The organism is Streptomyces sp. NRRL F-2580, from assembly GCF_000720115.1.
Classification (GTDB): Bacteria; Actinomycetota; Actinomycetes; order Streptomycetales; family Streptomycetaceae; genus Streptomyces.
The window spans coordinates 96,305-112,493 of record NZ_JOIR01000017.1 but is presented as its reverse complement, the minus strand read 5'-3'; the positions used below and the strand labels follow the sequence as shown (position 1 = coordinate 112,493).

Here is a 16,189-nt window from a genome sequence, read left to right as displayed (position 1 = left end):
CACGACCGTGGTGGCGGTCGTGCCGAAGATTCTTCGTCGCACGGGTGTATTCCCCTGATTTTCTTTTGGATCGCGTTGTTACTTATGAGTTGCTCCGGGCTGAGGTGTATCTGGATGTGCCCGTTGGCCGGAATTCTCTCCCGACGAAGGGGTGGTTGATTGCATTGGGGGCGCAGTTGTGGTCAATGCTCCAAGTGTGGCTTTTCCGGCTGGTGTTTTCCGATATGTGATCGGCAGATCGGACGCGCGTAGACCTGCCGAAAAGCCCGTTTCCGGTCACGGAAACGGGCTGGGGTCGGGCGAGGGCCTCGACGGGCCCCGCGGCTCAGTCGGCGAACTCGCCGGCGTACGGGTCGGGCTCGCCCGTCTCCGGGTTGCGGCCCTCCTGCCAGCGCCGCTGGGCCTTGCGCCAGTGCACGAAGCTGAGGTGGCCGCCGTCCCAGAAGGTGATGCTGACGGGGCTCACGTCGAACTCGTCGGAGCAGAGCCGGTAGAGGAACTCGGCCATGCCGTACGGATACACCGCGAAGGAGTCGGCGGAGTGCCGCCCGCAGACCAGGACCGGCCACCGGTCCGGGTCGGGGTCGGAGGTGAGCCAGCACAGGATGTCCGAGCCGCCGGTGACGCCCCAGGCGATGATCGCCTCCGGGTCCACGTCGAAGGCGGCGCGGCCGCCTTCCGTCTCCCAGGCCTGCCGGGCGTTCTCGGTCTCCTCGGCCATCTCCGCCGGGTCCCACTGGAGCCCCGGCTTGGGCAGCGGCAGCAGGATGCTCGCCTCGCCGTTGATGGAACCCGCGCCGAAGCGGCCCATGAACGCGATGAAGTCGGCCGGGAACCGTGTCCCCCAGGCGGCCTCGGCCGCCTGCCAGTCGATGTCCTCGTCGGCGCCGTGCGTCGCCGGCATGATCTGCTCCAGCGCCTTGATCCGCGCGTTCTCCGTCATGCCGCTCCCCTGATGCCCCAGCTCAACCGCCCCAACCTACTGCCGCGGAGGGGTGCCGCCTAGCCGCGCGTGAGACGCCCCGGTACGTCCACCTTGACGGCGGTCCCGGGGCGCAGCCCCCAGCCGGCCATGGCTCCGGCCGCCGCCTCCAGGACGTGCCGGGAGCGGGGGCGGGGCAGCCCGAGGCGGCCCGGGGGCATGGTGACCACGGTCAGCACGCGGAGGTTCCGGTCGAGGTACGCCACGTCGATCGCGAACCGCATCCGGAAGGTGTGCACGCTCGCGGCGGGGGTCAGCAGCAGCGCGCCCTCGATCCCGTCCCGGCCGAGCAGGCCGCGGGTGCGGGCGCCGTACGAGGCGGCGACCTCCAGGGGGATGCGGGCCGCGCCGATGTGCAGGGTGCCGGGGCCGTCCTGCCAGTTCGCCATGCCGGCCAGCCTAGGGGGGTGCCGCCGCGCGGGGCATCCCCGCCCCGCCCTTCCTCCGTTCCCCGGGGCTCCGCCCCAGACCCCGCGCCTCAAGCGCCGGCGGGGCTGTCTTTCAGCCCCGGAAGCCCCGCGCGGCGGGACGCGGCGGCGCTACCGTCGGTCGCATGGGTGCCGCCTTGATCGTTCTCGCCGCCGGCTACGGCGCCACCGCGGGGTGGCTGCTGCCGCGTGCCGTGTACCGGCTCTCCGTCGCGCCGGGGGAGCCCTGGCGGGAGGGCTGCCCCCGGGGGCACCGGGTGCGGGGCTGGCTCGGCGCGGCCCGCTGCCCCGTTCCCGCGGCCGCGGGAAGGGCCCCGCACCGCTACGGGCGCCGCGCCGCCCCCCTCGCCGCCCTCGTCGGGGCGCTCTGCGCCGTGCTCGGGGCGGCCGTCGGGGCGCGGCCCGAGGTGGTGGTCTTCGCGGGGCTCGCCCCGGTGGTCGTGCTGCTCGCCCTCGTGGACCGCGCCGTGCACCGGCTGCCCGACGTACTGACCCTGCCGCTCGCGGCCGGGGCGGTGGCCCTGCTCGGGGCGGCCGCCCCGCTGCCGCGCGCCGGAGGCGACTGGCGGCTCGCGCTGCTGGGCGGCGGCGCGCTCGGAGCCGCGTACCTGTTGCTCCACCTGATCAACCCGGCCGGGATGGGCTTCGGCGACGTCAAGCTGGCGCTCTCGCTGGGGGTCGCTCTTGGGTGGTACGGGTGGGGGGTATGGGCGGCGGGGGCCTTCCTGGGCCTCCTCTACGGGGCCCTGTACGGCCTCACCCTGCTGCTGCGCGGCTCCGCGACACGCGAGCAGGCCTTCGCCTTCGGCCCCTTCATGGCGGCCGGAGCATTCACCGGAGTGCTGCTGGGTGGTTTCGGAGCGTAATCGTGGCGCGCCGATGCACGCAGCATGCTTTACGAAGGGTTATGGTGGAACCCCCCCCTCGGGCCGGTCCGTATCCCCCCCACGGACCGGCCCGTTTTTCGTTTCACCGCCCTCCCATCGGGCGGCGAGACGAACGCACAGGTCAGCCGCGCTGGGCCCAGATGTTGGTGCCGGGGGTGGACACCGCGAAGGAGTCGATCTCCTTCAACTCGGCCTCGGAGAGCGGCGCGGACGCCAGCGCGGCCACGTTCTCCTCCAGCTGCCTCACGCTGGAAGCGCCGATCAGGGCCGACGTCATGCGGTCGTCGCGCAGCACCCACTTGAGCGCCAGCTGGGCCAGCGACTGGCCGCGGCGGGACGCGATCTCGTTCAGGCCGACGAGCCGCCGGAGCACCTCGTCCGACAGCAGGTCCGGGTTGAGGGACTTGCCCTGCGCGGCGCGCGAGTCCGCCGGGATGCCCTTCAGGTACTTGGCCGTCAGCAACCCCTGCGCGAGCGGCGCGAAGGAGATGCAGCCCATGCCGGCGTCCTCCAGGGTGTCCAGCAGCCCGTCCTCCTCCGTCCAGCGGTTGATCATGGAGTACGAGGGCTGGTGGATGAGGGGGCGCACGCCCATGCCGCGCAGGATGCGCACGGCCTCGGCCGTCTGCTCCGCCGTGTACGAGGAGACGCCCACGTACAGCGCCTTGCCCTGCTGAACCGCGGACGCGAGGGCGCCCATGGTCTCCTCCAGCGGGGTCTCCGGGTCGAAGCGGTGCGAGTAGAAGATGTCGACGTAGTCCACGCCCATCCGCTTCAGCGAGGCGTCGAGCGAGCCGAGCAGGTACTTGCGGCTGCCCCACTCGCCGTACGGCCCCTCGTGCATGAAGTAGCCGGCCTTGGTGGAGAGGATCAGCTGGTCGCGGTAGGACGCGAAGTCCTGCGCGAAGATCTTCCCGAAGTTGAGCTCGGCCGAGCCGGGCGGCGGTCCGTAGTTGTTCGCCAGGTCGAAGTGGGTGACGCCGAGGTCGAAGGCCCGGCGCAGGATCGCCCGCTGGGACTCCAGGGACTTGTCGTCGCCGAAGTTGTGCCAGAGGCCGAGGGAGATCGCGGGGAGCTTGAGGCCGCTGTGGCCGGTGCGCCGGTACTCCATGGAGTCGTAGCGCGAGGGCTCTGCCCGATAGGGATTGGTATCAGTCACGTTGTCCTCCCTATCACGGACTTGTGACAGACCGAGTTGGGTACCCCATCCCGCCGCGCAGTAATGTGGCCGCCTCGGGGGAGACCGCAAATGGCACGGGGGCATTGCACGGAGGGGCTGGAAGATCGTGAAGCTGCGCGACCTGGTGTACAGGCTCTACGCACGCCGGGTGGAAGGCCGCCTCGACCATGACGCGGCGCCCAAGCACATCGGCGTCATCCTGGACGGAAACCGTCGCTGGGCGAAGGCGTCCGGAGGTACGACGGAACAGGGCCACCAGGCCGGAGCCGACAAGATCTCCGAGATGCTCGGCTGGTGCACCGAGACGGACGTCGAGGTCGTCACCCTGTGGATGCTGTCCACGGACAACCTGGACCGGCCCGAGGTCGAGCTCCGACCGCTGCTCAACATCATCGAGAACACGGTCCGGGGCCTCGCCGCGGACGGCCGCTGGCGCGTCCACCACGTCGGCAACCTCGACATCCTGCCCGCCGGGACCCAGAGCGTCCTGAAGGAGGCCGAGGAGGCCACCCACGGCGTCGACGGGATACTCGTCAACGTCGCAGTCGGCTACGGCGGTCGACAGGAGATCGCCGACGCGGTGCGCTCGCTGCTCCTGGAGCACGCGCAGAAGGGCACCTCGTTCGAGGAGCTCGCCGAGATCCTCGACATCGACCACATCGCCGAGCACCTCTACACGCGCGGCCAGCCCGACCCGGACCTCGTGATCCGCACCAGCGGCGAGCAGCGGCTGTCCGGATTCATGCTGTGGCAGAGCGCGCATTCCGAGTACTACTTCTGCGAAGTCTTCTGGCCGGCCTTCCGCAAGGTCGACTTCCTGCGGGCCCTGCGCGACTACGCGGCCCGTCACCGGCGCTACGGCACCTGACCCGCGCGGGGGCCGGCAGGCCCCCGCAGGTCCCCTCGGCCCCTTCCCTCGAACCCTTCACCAGGGATTCACCGAGCGTCCGTCATATGCCATGGCATGGCCTGGCCTGATCGGGGAATATCCCTTTCAGGTCGATGCCCGATCCACGGGTGTCGAGTCTCAGCGGACGGCATGGGGTCGTCCGCCCGGGAGGCCCTTTGCACCAGGACGCACGTGCGATGCGCACGGACGGAGTGGGAGGGCCGGAAATCGGCCCCGGCATGGGTGCCGATGACCGGTCCGGTCTTCATGGCCCGACCTCTTCCGAGGGGGTACGTCCTTCCGTGGTGACCAGCACAAAGCGCCGCCTGCCCGACAGGCGGACCTACGTCCTCGACACCAGCGTCCTGCTGGCAGACCCCAACGCGATCTCCCGCTTCGACGAGCACGAGGTCGTGCTCCCGATCGTGGTGATCACCGAGCTGGAGGCAAAGAGGCACCATCCCGAACTCGGCTACTTCGCGCGCCAGGCCCTGCGCCTGCTCGACGACTTCCGGGTTCGCAACGGTCGCCTCGACGCCGCCATCCCGCTGGGCGATCTGGGCGGCACCCTGCGTGTCGAGCTCAACCACTCCGACCCGGGTGTCCTGCCCGCCGGCTTCCGACTGGGGGACAACGACTCGCGGATCCTCGCCGTCGCCCGCAATCTGCAGGCCGAGGGCTACGACGTCACGGTGGTCTCGAAGGATCTTCCCCTGCGCATCAAGGCCTCCTCCGTGGGGCTGATCGCCGAGGAGTACCGGGCGGAGCTCGCGATCACCGATGCCGGCTGGACGGGCATGACCGAGGTCGCCCTCTCCGGGGAGCAGGTGGACCTCCTCTACTCGGAGGAGCGGCTCTACGTGCCGGAGGCCGCCGAGCTGCCCGTGCACACCGGACTGGTCCTGCAGTCCGAGCGCGGCAAGGCGCTCGGCCGGGTCACCGCGGACGGCAACGTGAAGCTCGTACGGGGCGACCGCGAGGCCTTCGGGCTGCACGGCCGCAGCGCCGAGCAGCGCATCGCGCTGGACCTCCTCCTCGACCCCGAGATCGGGATCATCTCGATGGGCGGGCGGGCCGGCACCGGAAAGTCCGCGCTGGCGCTGTGCGCCGGCCTGGAGGCGGTGCTGGAGCGGAGGCAGCATCAGAAGGTGATGGTCTTCCGGCCGCTGTACGCGGTAGGCGGCCAGGACCTCGGCTACCTGCCCGGGGACGCCGCCGAGAAGATGAGCCCCTGGGCCCAGGCGGTCTTCGACACCCTCTCGGCGGTCGCCGGGCGGGAGGTCATCGAGGAGGTGCTGAACCGCGGGATGCTGGAGGTCCTGCCGCTCACCCACATCCGCGGCCGTTCGCTGCACGACGCCTTCGTGATCGTGGACGAGGCGCAGTCGCTGGAGCGGAACGTCCTGCTGACCGTTCTGTCCCGAATCGGCGCGAATTCGCGGGTCGTTCTGACCCACGACGTGGCCCAGCGGGACAACCTTCGGGTCGGCCGGTACGACGGAGTCGTCGCCGTGGTCGAGAAGTTGAAGGGGCATCCGCTCTTCGCGCACATCACGCTCGCGAGGTCCGAGCGCTCCCCGATCGCCGCACTGGTCACTGAGATGCTCGAAACCCTCTGACCTTGACGGCCTCCGTCGGGGCAGTCGAAACGGTCAAAAACCTCATAGCGGGAAGGTGAGTTGGCGCCGCCCGGCAAAGGCCCGAGAGCCTAGCCGGGCGGCGTCGCGCTGCACAGGCCTTTGGCGAAACGGAGGGCGACATGCCAGGTGTGACCTTTCCCACGCAACGGAGAATTGCCTTGCGGTGTCGCGTTCCGGCAGAGTCTGGTTTCCGTCAGGCCCCGCATACGGCGCACTCCCCCAGACTTCGTCCGGGGGCCCCAGTACCTCCCGTGAGGTACGCGCAGCACCACAACTCCACAGTCGAATGCCGTATGCCGCCCGGAGTTACACGGAGCAGCCCCCGCGAGGGAGTTGCCCACGGGCCCGCGCCTCCAGTGACCGTAGAACCACGGAGGCCAGCGTCGAGGGGCACTTTTGCGCCCGCGCGGTCACTGCGGACGCTGCTGGAAGGACACCGTGTGAGCCGGATCTCGGTCCGGGGGTTCGCCGTGGCTTCGGCCACCGCGGTCACCACCGTCGGCGCAGTCGTGGGCGTTGCCACTGGCGACCCCACGAACGATCTCGAGACGACCGCTTCCGGCGCGACTCTCCTTGCCGAAATCCCGGTCGGCGACCAGGCGGAGGTCCAGAGCGCGTCCCTGACGCAGCAGGCCGACACCATCGCCCACGCCGCCGACGCCGATGCCAAGCGCTCGGCCGAGGAGAGCGCCCGCCTCCAGGCCGCCGAGGACGCCAAGGCCAAGAAGGCCGAGGCGCAGAAGGCCGCTGACGAGAAGGCGAAGAAGGAGCGCGACGCGAAGGCAGAGGTCGCCAGCCGCTCCGCCGCCCGCGACGCCGGCGACTTCGCCCCCCAGAGCTCCTACACGGTCGCTCAGGTCAAGGCCATCGCCCAGCAGATGGTCCCGGCCGGACAGTTCCAGTGCTTCTCGAACATCATCAACCAGGAATCCACCTGGAACTACAAGGCCGTGAACTCGTCCTCGGGCGCCTACGGTCTGGTCCAGGCGCTGCCCGGTTCGAAGATGGCCTCGGCCGGCGCGGACTGGCGCACCAACCCCGCCACGCAGATCAAGTGGGGCCTGAACTACATGAACGTCCGCTACGGCAGCCCCTGTGCCGCGTGGACGTACCACCAGGCCAACGGCTGGTACTAGAGCGCGCTCGACCTCCAGGAGCCCCGCACCGTCCTACGGTGCGGGGCTCCTCGCGTGTACGGTCTTCGAGGCGTGCCCGAACACGGGGGCGGGGGAAGGAAGCGACATGGCGAAGCGGGAAGGCTGGCTCGGCCGGCTGGGGAACAGGCTGAACCGGATGGAGGCGCGGCTCAACGAGCTGCGCGCCGAGGTCGAGGCCGAGACCGGTGGGGACCCCCGTGCTCCCGCCGCGGCCGCCCCTGCGCCGGCGGCTCCCGAACCGTCCGCCGACGCGACGGCCGCGCCCGTACCGCCCGTCGCCCCGCCCGCCCACGCTCGGCACCCGGCCGCGCCGGCCGTCCCCGAGCGCCCCGACCCGGCGAGCGTGGTCCCCTGGGGGATGCGCGTCGCCGCCGAGGCCAGCTGGCGGCTGCTGCTCCTCGCCGGGATGCTCTGGGTGCTGATGAAGGTGATCAGCGAAGTCCGGCTGGTCGTCCTCGCCTTCGCCGCCGCCATGCTCGTCACCGCGATGCTCCAGCCCTTCGTCGTCCGCCTGCGCAGGCTGGGCCTGCCGCGGGGGCTGGCCACGGCCGTCACGGCGATCCTCGGCTTCGTGGTCATCGGGCTCGTCGGCTGGTTCGTGGTCTGGCAGGTCATGGAGAACCTCGACGACCTGTCCGACCGGGTCCGCGACGGCATCAACGAGCTCAAGCTCTGGGCACTGGACAGTCCGTTCCACGTGACCGAGAAGCAGATCAACGACATCGCGAAGAACCTCAGCGAGACCATCGGCACGAACACCGAGCAGATCACCTCCGCCGGCCTGCAGGGCGTGACCGTCCTCGTCGAGGTCCTCACGGGCATACTGCTCGCGATGTTCTCGACGCTCTTCCTGCTCTACGACGGCAAGCGCATCTGGAACTGGGCACTGGGCCTCGTCCCGAACGCCGCCCGGGCCGGGGTCGCCGGGGCCGGTCCGCGGGCCTGGCGCACGCTGACCGCGTATGTGCGCGGCACGGTCATCGTCGCGCTCATCGACGCCATCTTCATCGGCCTCGGCATCTACTTCCTGGACGTGCCGATGGCGGTGCCGCTGGCCGTCTTCATCTTCCTCTTCGCCTTCATCCCGCTGGTCGGCGCGGTGGTCTCGGGTGCCCTCGCGGTGGTCGTGGCGCTCGTGACCCAGGGCGTGTGGACCGCCCTGATGGTGCTGCTGGTGGTACTGGCGGTGCAGCAGATCGAGGGGCACGTGCTGCAGCCCTTCATCCTCGGCCGCGCGGTACGGGTGCACCCGCTCGCGGTGGTGCTGTCGGTGGCCGCCGGCGGCATGGTCGCGGGCATCGGCGGTGCGGTGGTCGCCGTTCCGCTGGTGGCGGTCACCAACACGGTGGTGGGATACCTGAGGGCGTACTCGCGCGAGCACAGCCATCACGGAGCCGGCATGGCCGGTCCGGCCCCGCACGGCTCGACGGCCCTGGGCGTCGTACCCGACAGCGAGGACGGCAGGCCCTAGCCCGGACCGGTCGCAGACTGCGATGATCAAGGGCGGGTGCATGCCGGTGGCGGCGCCCAGGACTTGGGACTGCGGGGGGCAGGCATGATCACCGAGCCGGAGCTGGACGGGGCGTGGGACACGGCGCAGGCGGCGGAGGTGGCCGAGCCGCTCGCGCCGCGCGAGCGGGCGGCGGCCGCCGCCACCTCACGGCCGTGGCTGTGGGCGCTGGGCGGGGTGGTGGTGGCGTCGGCGGTGTGGGCCGGCGGGCTGTACGCCCTCGGGGACCGGATGGCGGCGCCGGCGCTCTCGTACCGGGTGACGAAGAACCTGTGCGCGGACTTCAAGGCCCAGTCGCTGAGCGGCATCACCGGAGACCTTCACAAGAGACCGGTGAACAAGGAGGTCAGCCACCCGGCTGTGGACGGGGCGACGTGCGTCCTGAACAACGTCCCCGACTACCCGGGGGACTTCTCCGTGTACGTGAACACCGAGCTGCACAAGAAGACCGACCCCGCGACGGAGTTCGGCGTACCGTCGGTCGACGACCTCGCCAATGTCGGCGACCCGCGGACCGAAGAGGTGCCGGACCTCGGCGAGCGTGCCGTGATGACGGCGTGGGCCGGTGACCAAGGGCTGAACCTCAAGGTGCTGGACGGCGGGGCGGTGTTCAGCATCCGGGTGTTCGCCACCACCTTCGCGGAGAAGGACGGCCGGCCCGCCACGGACGCCAACGCGGTCCAGGCGGCCATGGTCCAGGACATGCGCGAGCTCATGGCGGCGCTCAAGGACTAGGCCGTCTCTTTCGGATCTGGCCTGACCCGCGCCGCCTGGCACCGCACCTCGCCGTGTTGTCGGGGCACCCAAGTACGTCCAGTACTCGGGCGCCCCTCCGCCTTGCGATGCACGGCGCCAGACGACGCGGGCTTAACCGGCAAGATCCAAAAGAGACGACCTAGGGGGCGGGGATGATCACGGAGCCCGAGCTGGACGGGGAGTGGGAGCCGGTGCGGCCGGCCGAGGTCGCGCAGGACACGGCGGTGCGCGAGGCGCGGGGGCCGCGCCGGCCGTGGTGGTGGGTGGCGGCGACGGCCGTGGCCACTTCCGCGCTGTGGGCGGGCGGGCTGTACGCATACGGGGACCGGCTGAGCGAGCCGGAGATCCGCTACCGGGTCACGGACGACCTGTGCGGCCGGTTCACGGCGCCGGCCCTGGCCGGGGCGCTGGGCGGGTTCACGGATTCCGACCCGGAGCGGGGCGGCGGCCGGCATCCGGCCATGGACTGGGCGTCCTGCAGCCGCAACGGTGACCGTTCGGCCACCGTCGGGGGGTTCTTCGTGTCCGCCGTGGTCGAACTGCACAAGAAGACCGATCCGACGCCCGAGTTCGCGCTCGGCTCCCGGTACGACCGGAGCGGCGCCGACGGCGCCGGCCAGTGGGAGCCGGTCCCGGGCCTGGGGGAGCAGGCTCTCGTCAGCACCCCCGGTGGTGGCGAGGGGGTCCGGGTGAGGGTCCGTGACGGCGGCGCGGTGTTCCTCCTCGACGTGATGTTCTTCGACAGGTTCGAGGACGGAACCGATCCTCGGTCGAGCCTTTCCGCGCGGCCCGACCGGGAGGGTCTGGTGGCGGCGGCGGTCGAGGACGTGCGGGCGCTGATGGCCGCCCTGCGGAAGTGAACGCGCGGGGCCCCCGCGGCCGGAGACGGCTGCGGGGGCCCTGACGGTCGTACGCGTGACTACTCGGCGGCGAGGGCGGCCTCGGCGTCGAGGGTGACCGCGACGGCCTGGATCACCGAGGCGATCTTGAAGGCCTCCTGGATCGTCTCGCGGTCGACGCCGGCCTTGCGCAGGACCTGCTCGTGCGAGTCCAGGCACTGGCCGCAGCCGTTGATCGCGGAGACGGCGAGCGACCACAGCTCGAAGTCGACCTTCTCCACGCCCGGGTTGCCGATGACGTTCATCCGCAGGCCCGCGCGCAGCGTGCCGTACTCCGGGTCGGAGAGCAGGTGCCGCGTGCGGTAGAAGACGTTGTTCATCGCCATGACCGCGGCGGCGGACTTGGCGGCGGTGTACGCCTCCGGCGAGAGGTTCGCCTTCGCCTCGGGCTCCAGCTCACGCAGGACGCGCGGGGAGCGGGCGGCGATCGCGCAGGACAGGACGGTGCCCCACAGCTGCTGCTGCGGGAGGTCGCTGTTGCCGATGACCGAACCGAGGTTCAGCTTCAGGTCCTTGGCGAAGTCCGGTACGGCCGACTTCAGGGAGTCCAGGGACATCCGTCACTCACCGGCCAGCAGCGCGCCGGCGTCGATGGTGGCCTCGCCCTTGTTCCAGTTGCAGGGGCACAGCTCGTCGGTCTGCAGGGCGTCGAGGACCCGCAGGACCTCCTTGGGGTTACGGCCCACGGAACCGGCGGTCACCATCGAGAACTGGATCTCGTTGTTCGGGTCCACGATGAAGACGGCGCGCATCGGCAGGCCGTCCTCGCCGAGGATGCCCAGCTCGGCCGACAGCTCGCGCTTGATGTCGGACATCATCGGGAAGGGCAGGTCACGCAGGTCGGCGTGGTCCTTGCGCCAGGCGTGGTGCACGTACTCGGAGTCCAGGGAGAAGCCGAGGACCTGCGCGTCGCGGTCGGCGAACTCGTCGTTCAGCTTGCCGAAGGCGGCGATCTCGGTCGGGCACACGAAGGTGAAGTCGAGCGGCCAGGCGAAGACGACCTTCCACTTGCCCTCGTAGGTCTTGTGGTCGATCTGCGCGAACTCGGCGCCGGCCTCGAGCGAGACGCAGGCGGTCAGGTCGAAGGCCGGGAACTTGTCACCAACAGTGAGCACGCGATCTCCTTGAAACATGGAAAATGGCCCCTTTTGGGGGTTTTCCGTTGGGGTTGGACGTATCTCACATGCTGACACACCTGCATTGATTGCGGAAATAGCTAGTCTTGAGGCGGGTGATCGGAGGTACCTATCAGTGGCCGTGGGTAACAGGGGAGCGAAACAGCCGACCCTCGCACAGTTGCGCGCCTTCGCGGCGGTCGCCGAGCACCTGCACTTCCGGGACGCCGCCGCGGCCATCGGGATGAGCCAGCCGGCGCTCTCCGGAGCCGTCTCCGCGCTGGAGGAGGCCCTCGGCGTGCAGCTGCTGGAGCGCACCACCCGCAAGGTGCTGCTCTCCCCGGCCGGCGAGCGGATCGCGGCCCGCGCCCAGCTGGTCCTCGACGCGATGGGCGGGCTGCTGGAGGAGGCCGAGGCGGTACGGGCCCCCTTCACCGGGACCCTGCGGTTCGGAGTGATCCCCACGGTGGCCCCGTACCTCCTGCCGACCGTGCTCGGGCTCTTCCACCGGCGCTACCCCCGGATGGACCTCCAGGTGCACGAGGAGCAGACCGCCACGCTGCTGGAGGGTCTGGCCACCGGACGGCTGGACCTGCTCCTGCTGGCGGTGCCGCTCGGGGTCCCCGGGGTCACGGAACTGCCCGTCTTCGACGAGGACTTCGTACTGCTCGCCCCCAGGGAGCACGCGCTGGCCGGGCGCCGGGACATCCCGCTGGAGGAACTGCGGGGACTGCAGCTGCTGTTGCTCGACGAAGGGCACTGCCTGCGCGACCAGGCCCTCGACATCTGCCGGGAGGCGGGACGCACCACCGGGGCGGACGTCACGACGACCGCCGCGGGGCTCTCCACCCTCGTCCAGCTGGTCGCCGGCGGGCTGGGCGTGACGCTGTTGCCGCGCACCGCGCTGCGGCTGGAGACCGCCCGCAACGAGTACCTGTCCACCGGGTACTTCGCCGAGCCCGCTCCCTCGCGGCGGATCGCCCTGGCCATGCGCACCGGGACGGCCCGCCAGGAGGAGTTCCGGGCGATCGCCGCCGCACTGCGCGAAGCCGTACGCCCGCTCCCGGTGTGGCCCACCGACTAGGGGATCGGGGGCGTCGCGGGGAACGGGCGTACGGCTTCGCGCAGTGCGGCGCTCACTCCGTGCGCAGGCCGTCCGGGCGCATCAGGCGCAGCAGCGGCGGCAGGCTGAGCAGGGTCACCACGACCACCACGCCCGCGCCGGCCGCGGTCATCCCGAGCACCGACGCCCAGTCGATCCGGACCGGCGTGGCGGCCATGCTCATCAGGACGGTGCCCAGCCCCACGCCCGCCCCGGTGGCCAGCACCAGACCCAGCGCGATCGGCACGGCCGTCTGCCACAGCACCGACAGGCTCAGCGTGGAGCGCTTGGTGCCGAAGGCGACCAGGGACGAGAGCAGCCGCCGGCGCTCGCGCAACTGCTCCAGCTGGGAGACGAGCAGGCTTCCGCCGATCAGGACCAGCACGGCGGTGGCGCCGAAGAACAACCCCGTGCGGATCGAGGAGTAGCCGGCGGCCTGGGTGGTGTCCCGCAGCGTCATCGCCGTGACGAACGGGTCCGCCTTGAAGACGGCGTTGCGCGCGCGGTCCAGGGCGTCGTCCCCGGATTCGTCGACCTGGACGAAGATCCGCGTGTCCGGGAAGTCGCCGATCTCCTTCGGCGCCGCCGACGGGGTCACCAGCAGGCCGCTGCGCAGCTGCCCGGTGGGGTCCTCCCGGCTGGGGACCGTACGGGCGTCCGCGGGGACCTTCCACTTCGCCGGAGCGGGCCGGTCGGCCGTCCCGGAGTCGGATCCGACCCCGTCCCCGTACCCCCGGACGTTCCCGACGAACACCTCGTCGCCGGGCTTCGCCGTGGCCCCGTAGACGGCCTCCGAGGGGGAGCCGGTCAGGACGAAGGAGTCGCCCTCCTCGCAGGAGTCGAGCGTCGCGACCTCGCCCAGTGCGTCGCAGGTGCCGATGGTCACTTGGACCGTCTCCTCCGCGGGCACCCGGTGGGCGGCCTGAGCGGAGGTCAGGGGGACGGCGCGGGTGACGCCCTGCACGGCGGAGATCCGCTGCGCGAGGTCGTCCATGCGCGTCTGCGACTCGCGGTTCACCATGACCGCTACGGCGGCCCTGCCGGGGTCCTGGCCGGTGGACTTGGTGTAGTCGCCCTCGACGCTCGCGAAGAGCATCTGGAGGGCGATGGCGCCCGCGACGGCCACGGCGATGCCGTTGACGAGGCGGGCCGCGGCGCCGCTGTTGACCTGGAGCCGGCGCACGGCCAGCTGCCAGGAGACCGGGCCGGCGGACATCTTCGCGACGAAACGTTCCAGCAGCCAGGGGAGCAGCACGGTGATCCCGACCAGCAGCAGCACCACCCCTCCGGAGACCTGCCACTGGTTGAACCGGCCGTGGTCGTTGCCGCGGCCGCCCATGGGCACGAGCAGGCCGAGCCCGACCAGCGGGAGCAGCAGCCGCCACCAGATCCCCCGCCGCGCGGGCTTGGCCGTACGGACGACGCCCAGCGGCTCGATGACCACACCGCGCAGCGCGAACAGCGTGACGGCCACCGCCGCCGCGGGCACCGCGAGGGCGACCAGGACGGCGAGCCAGGGCGCCGGGTCGAGGTCGGCGGGGAAGACGCTGCGCTGCCGGAGGCTGATGCTGCCGACCAGGGAGCGGCCGACGGCGAAGAAGCCGGTGCCCAGCACCAGTCCGACCAGGGAGCCGGCCAGTGCCTCGCCGGCCGCGATCCGGCGCACCATCCTGCTGTCCGCGCCGACCAGCCGCAGCGCGGCGAGCCGCCGGTCGCGCCGCTCCCCGCCGAAGCGGACGGCGGTGGCGATGAACACGGCGACGGGCATCAGCAGGGCGACGAACGTCAGCACGACCATCAGCATGAGCACGGGGTCGAGGCCGTCGCGCTGCGCGTCGTAGCCGAAGCCGGTGACGCGCTCGACGCGGTAGTCCTCGGGGCCGTTCTTCCGGAGGGTGTCGCTGCCCAGGTAGAAGAGGAGTTCGCCGGGGCCGACCAGCCCCGGGTCGCCGACGATCTCACTGACCCGCGCGTCGAGCCGCTCGCGCAGCAGGGCGCCGTCGGAGGACTTCAGCAACGCGTCGAGGGCGGGGGAGAGGGCCATCTCGCCCGGGCCGGGGATCCGCTCCAGACCGGGCGGCAGCGGGGCGTCCGGGCCCTCGGCCCGCACCACGTGCCCCTCGATGTCCTTGTGGTGGTACGTCTGCCCGATGCGGGCGATCAGCAGGGTGTCGGGCCCGGGGGCGTCGGCCCGCTCGGAGCTCATCGTCGACCGTGCGTCGCCGCGCTCGTACCGCGCGGCGAGGGCGCCTGGGATCGCGGTGCTGATCAGCAGCAGCGCGACGCCGAGACCGACACCGACACCGGTGAGCAGGGTGCGGATCCATCCCTCGCGGCCGCCGCCGAAGGCGAAGCGGGTGCCCATGCCGAGATCGCGGGCCCAGACCCGGAGCCGGCTCATACGATCCGCTCCATGTCGCGGGACTTCCCGTCGCGCACGACGATCTCACGGTCGGAGTAGGCGGCCACGCGCGTCTCGTGCGTGACGAGCACGACGGCGGTGTTCGCGGACCGGGCGGCCTCCGTGAGCAGCTGCATGACGAGTTCGCCGTTGAGGGAGTCGAGGGCCCCGGTGGGCTCGTCGGCGAAGATCACCCGCGGGCGGGTCACCAGGGCGCGGGCGACGGCCACGCGCTGCCCCTGGCCGCCGGATATCTCGCCGGGCCGCTTGGCCCCGAGGTCCTCCACCTGGAGCTGCTCCATCCAGTGCAGGGCGGTGCGTTCGGCCTCCTTGCGCTTGACGCCGGTCAGGCGCAGCGGCAGGGCGACGTTCTCCACGCAGGTCAACTCCGGTACGAGCTGGCCGAACTGGAAGACGAAGCCGAACTCGGTGCGGCGCAGCTCGCTGCGCTCGGCGTCGTTCATGGTGGTGAGCTCGCGGCCGGCGTAGGTGATGGAGCCGGCATCGGGAGGGACGATGCCCGCGAGGCAGTGCAGCAGCGTCGACTTGCCGGAGCCGGAGGGGCCCATGACGGCGACGACCTCGCCGGGGTGGATGGAGAACTCGGCGCCGTCGAGGGCCTTGGTGGTCCCGAACGCCTTGCGCAGGTCCGTCGCGGCGAGGAGGGATCCGGCCGGGGGCATCATCGGCGGACCTCCCGCGCGAGCTGGTCGAGGCGGGCCGCGGTGAGCTCCAGCCACCGCAGGTCCGCCTCCAGGTGGAAGAGGGCGTGGTCGCAGACGAGCTGGTCGGCCATGTCGCCCTTGCGCTTGCGCTGGGTGAGGATGCGCATGAGGCGCAGGTGCTCGGCGCGCTGGGTGTCCAGCAGCTCGTCGGCGCGGCGGCCGGTGAGCAGGGCGAGGACGACCTTGGTGTAGAGGGTCGAGTGGAGGTAGGGCTCGGGCTTCTCGGGTTGGGAGAGCCAGGCCTCGACGTCGGTGATGCCGGCGTCGGTGATGGCGTACCGCTTGCGTTCGGGACCGCCGCCGCTCTCCACGCCGTCGACCTCGACGAGGCCGTTCTTCAGGAGGCGGGACATGGTCGAGTAGACCTGCCCGTAGGCGAGGGGGCGGTCGTGGCCGAACTTCTCGTCGAAGGCGCGCTTGAGGTCGTAGCCGTGGCGCGGGCCGGCCTCAAGGAGGCCCAGGAGCGTGTGACCGATGGACATGGCCGCGACTCTACACCGTGTGTATACGCGCAGTGT

The 16,189-nt window shown here is 71.3% G+C and carries 16 protein-coding genes; 8 read left to right on the top strand and 8 right to left on the bottom strand.

The window, feature by feature from the left end:
- Nucleotides 1–325: 325 nt before the first annotated feature.
- Nucleotides 326–943 carry an SMI1/KNR4 family protein gene (locus IF88_RS0120220; protein WP_030713999.1) on the bottom strand — a complete coding sequence of 206 codons (618 nt, stop codon included), beginning with the start codon at nt 941–943 and terminating at the stop codon, nt 326–328.
- Between the two features lie 59 nt (nt 944–1,002).
- A complete protein-coding gene (locus IF88_RS0120215; protein ID WP_030713990.1) occupies nt 1,003–1,371 on the bottom strand; it encodes a DUF192 domain-containing protein in 369 nt (122 codons plus the stop codon).
- 164 nt (nt 1,372–1,535) lie between these two features.
- Between IF88_RS0120215 and IF88_RS0120210 the strand changes: the two genes are divergently transcribed.
- Nucleotides 1,536–2,276, top strand: a complete 741-nt coding sequence (locus IF88_RS0120210; RefSeq protein WP_030713987.1) for a prepilin peptidase — start codon at nt 1,536–1,538, stop codon at nt 2,274–2,276.
- Between the two features lie 142 nt (nt 2,277–2,418).
- On the opposite strand, the gene mgrA is transcribed toward IF88_RS0120210, so the two are convergent.
- Nucleotides 2,419–3,456 carry an L-glyceraldehyde 3-phosphate reductase gene (mgrA, locus tag IF88_RS0120205; RefSeq protein ID WP_030713985.1) on the bottom strand — a complete coding sequence of 346 codons (1,038 nt, stop codon included), beginning with the start codon at nt 3,454–3,456 and terminating at the stop codon, nt 2,419–2,421.
- 127 nt (nt 3,457–3,583) lie between these two features.
- On the opposite strand from mgrA, the gene IF88_RS0120200 reads away from it, so the two are divergent.
- The 6 genes from IF88_RS0120200 to IF88_RS46590 all read left to right on the top strand — a co-directional run bounded on the left by IF88_RS0120200 (nt 3,584) and on the right by IF88_RS46590 (nt 10,289).
- Complete coding sequence (locus IF88_RS0120200; RefSeq protein WP_030713982.1) at nt 3,584–4,345, top strand: isoprenyl transferase; 762 nt, start codon at nt 3,584–3,586, stop codon at nt 4,343–4,345.
- 323 nt (nt 4,346–4,668) lie between these two features.
- Nucleotides 4,669–5,985 (top strand): PhoH family protein, encoded by a 1,317-nt coding sequence (locus IF88_RS0120195; protein ID WP_030713977.1) that lies wholly within the window; start codon nt 4,669–4,671, stop codon nt 5,983–5,985.
- 461 nt (nt 5,986–6,446) lie between these two features.
- Entirely contained in the window at nt 6,447–7,142 is a 696-nt protein-coding gene (locus tag IF88_RS0120190) for a transglycosylase SLT domain-containing protein (RefSeq protein ID WP_030713967.1), read from the top strand.
- Nucleotides 7,143–7,248: 106 nt separating this feature from the next.
- Nucleotides 7,249–8,634, top strand: coding sequence for an AI-2E family transporter (locus IF88_RS0120185; protein WP_037806432.1), 1,386 nt, complete (start codon nt 7,249–7,251; stop codon nt 8,632–8,634).
- An 84-nt stretch (nt 8,635–8,718) separates the two neighbouring features.
- Nucleotides 8,719–9,408, top strand: a complete 690-nt coding sequence (locus tag IF88_RS46595) for a hypothetical protein (protein ID WP_030713961.1) — start codon at nt 8,719–8,721, stop codon at nt 9,406–9,408.
- A 173-nt stretch (nt 9,409–9,581) separates the two neighbouring features.
- Nucleotides 9,582–10,289: a hypothetical protein gene (locus IF88_RS46590; protein ID WP_030713958.1), complete on the top strand. Its 708-nt coding sequence runs from the start codon at nt 9,582–9,584 to the stop codon at nt 10,287–10,289.
- 59 nt (nt 10,290–10,348) lie between these two features.
- On the opposite strand, the gene IF88_RS0120170 is transcribed toward IF88_RS46590, so the two are convergent.
- Both IF88_RS0120170 and IF88_RS0120165 read right to left on the bottom strand, forming a co-directional pair.
- Nucleotides 10,349–10,885, bottom strand: coding sequence for an alkyl hydroperoxide reductase (locus tag IF88_RS0120170; protein WP_030713955.1), 537 nt, complete (start codon nt 10,883–10,885; stop codon nt 10,349–10,351).
- Nucleotides 10,886–10,888: 3 nt separating this feature from the next.
- Nucleotides 10,889–11,443, bottom strand: coding sequence for a peroxiredoxin (locus IF88_RS0120165; protein ID WP_030713953.1), 555 nt, complete (start codon nt 11,441–11,443; stop codon nt 10,889–10,891).
- 136 nt (nt 11,444–11,579) lie between these two features.
- Here IF88_RS0120165 and IF88_RS0120160 point away from each other — a divergent pair, with 136 nt between their 5' ends.
- A complete protein-coding gene (locus tag IF88_RS0120160; protein WP_030713950.1) occupies nt 11,580–12,527 on the top strand; it encodes a hydrogen peroxide-inducible genes activator in 948 nt (315 codons plus the stop codon).
- A gap of 52 nt (nt 12,528–12,579) precedes the next feature.
- Here IF88_RS0120160 and IF88_RS0120155 read toward each other — a convergent pair whose 3' ends face one another.
- Genes IF88_RS0120155 through IF88_RS0120145 form a run of 3 tightly spaced genes read right to left on the bottom strand, consistent with a single transcriptional unit; the run spans nt 12,580 to nt 16,153 of the window.
- Complete coding sequence (locus tag IF88_RS0120155) at nt 12,580–14,946, bottom strand: ABC transporter permease (RefSeq protein WP_030713947.1); 2,367 nt, start codon at nt 14,944–14,946, stop codon at nt 12,580–12,582.
- On the bottom strand, nt 14,943–15,632 hold the full coding sequence (locus IF88_RS0120150; RefSeq protein ID WP_030713944.1) for an ABC transporter ATP-binding protein: 690 nt from the start codon (nt 15,630–15,632) through the stop codon (nt 14,943–14,945). The genes IF88_RS0120155 and IF88_RS0120150 overlap by 4 nt, the downstream gene beginning before the upstream one ends.
- Nucleotides 15,629–16,153, bottom strand: a complete 525-nt coding sequence (locus IF88_RS0120145; RefSeq protein ID WP_030713941.1) for a PadR family transcriptional regulator — start codon at nt 16,151–16,153, stop codon at nt 15,629–15,631. The genes IF88_RS0120150 and IF88_RS0120145 overlap by 4 nt, the downstream gene beginning before the upstream one ends.
- Nucleotides 16,154–16,189: the final 36 nt, after the last annotated feature.

What these genes read in the sequence shown, in the direction of transcription:
- IF88_RS0120210 (WP_030713987.1), top strand. Translation starts at nt 1,536, where the DNA reads ATGGGTGCCGCCTTGATCGTTCTCGCCGCCGGCTACGGCGCCACCGCG.
- IF88_RS0120170 (WP_030713955.1), bottom strand. Translation starts at nt 10,885, where the DNA reads ATGTCCCTGGACTCCCTGAAGTCGGCCGTACCGGACTTCGCCAAGGAC.
- IF88_RS46595 (WP_030713961.1), top strand. Translation starts at nt 8,719, where the DNA reads ATGATCACCGAGCCGGAGCTGGACGGGGCGTGGGACACGGCGCAGGCG.
- IF88_RS0120145 (WP_030713941.1), bottom strand. Translation starts at nt 16,153, where the DNA reads ATGTCCATCGGTCACACGCTCCTGGGCCTCCTTGAGGCCGGCCCGCGC.
- IF88_RS0120185 (WP_037806432.1), top strand. Translation starts at nt 7,249, where the DNA reads ATGGCGAAGCGGGAAGGCTGGCTCGGCCGGCTGGGGAACAGGCTGAAC.
- IF88_RS0120220 (WP_030713999.1), bottom strand. Translation starts at nt 943, where the DNA reads ATGACGGAGAACGCGCGGATCAAGGCGCTGGAGCAGATCATGCCGGCG.
- IF88_RS0120150 (WP_030713944.1), bottom strand. Translation starts at nt 15,632, where the DNA reads ATGATGCCCCCGGCCGGATCCCTCCTCGCCGCGACGGACCTGCGCAAG.
- IF88_RS0120215 (WP_030713990.1), bottom strand. Translation starts at nt 1,371, where the DNA reads ATGGCGAACTGGCAGGACGGCCCCGGCACCCTGCACATCGGCGCGGCC.
- IF88_RS46590 (WP_030713958.1), top strand. Translation starts at nt 9,582, where the DNA reads ATGATCACGGAGCCCGAGCTGGACGGGGAGTGGGAGCCGGTGCGGCCG.
- IF88_RS0120155 (WP_030713947.1), bottom strand. Translation starts at nt 14,946, where the DNA reads ATGAGCCGGCTCCGGGTCTGGGCCCGCGATCTCGGCATGGGCACCCGC.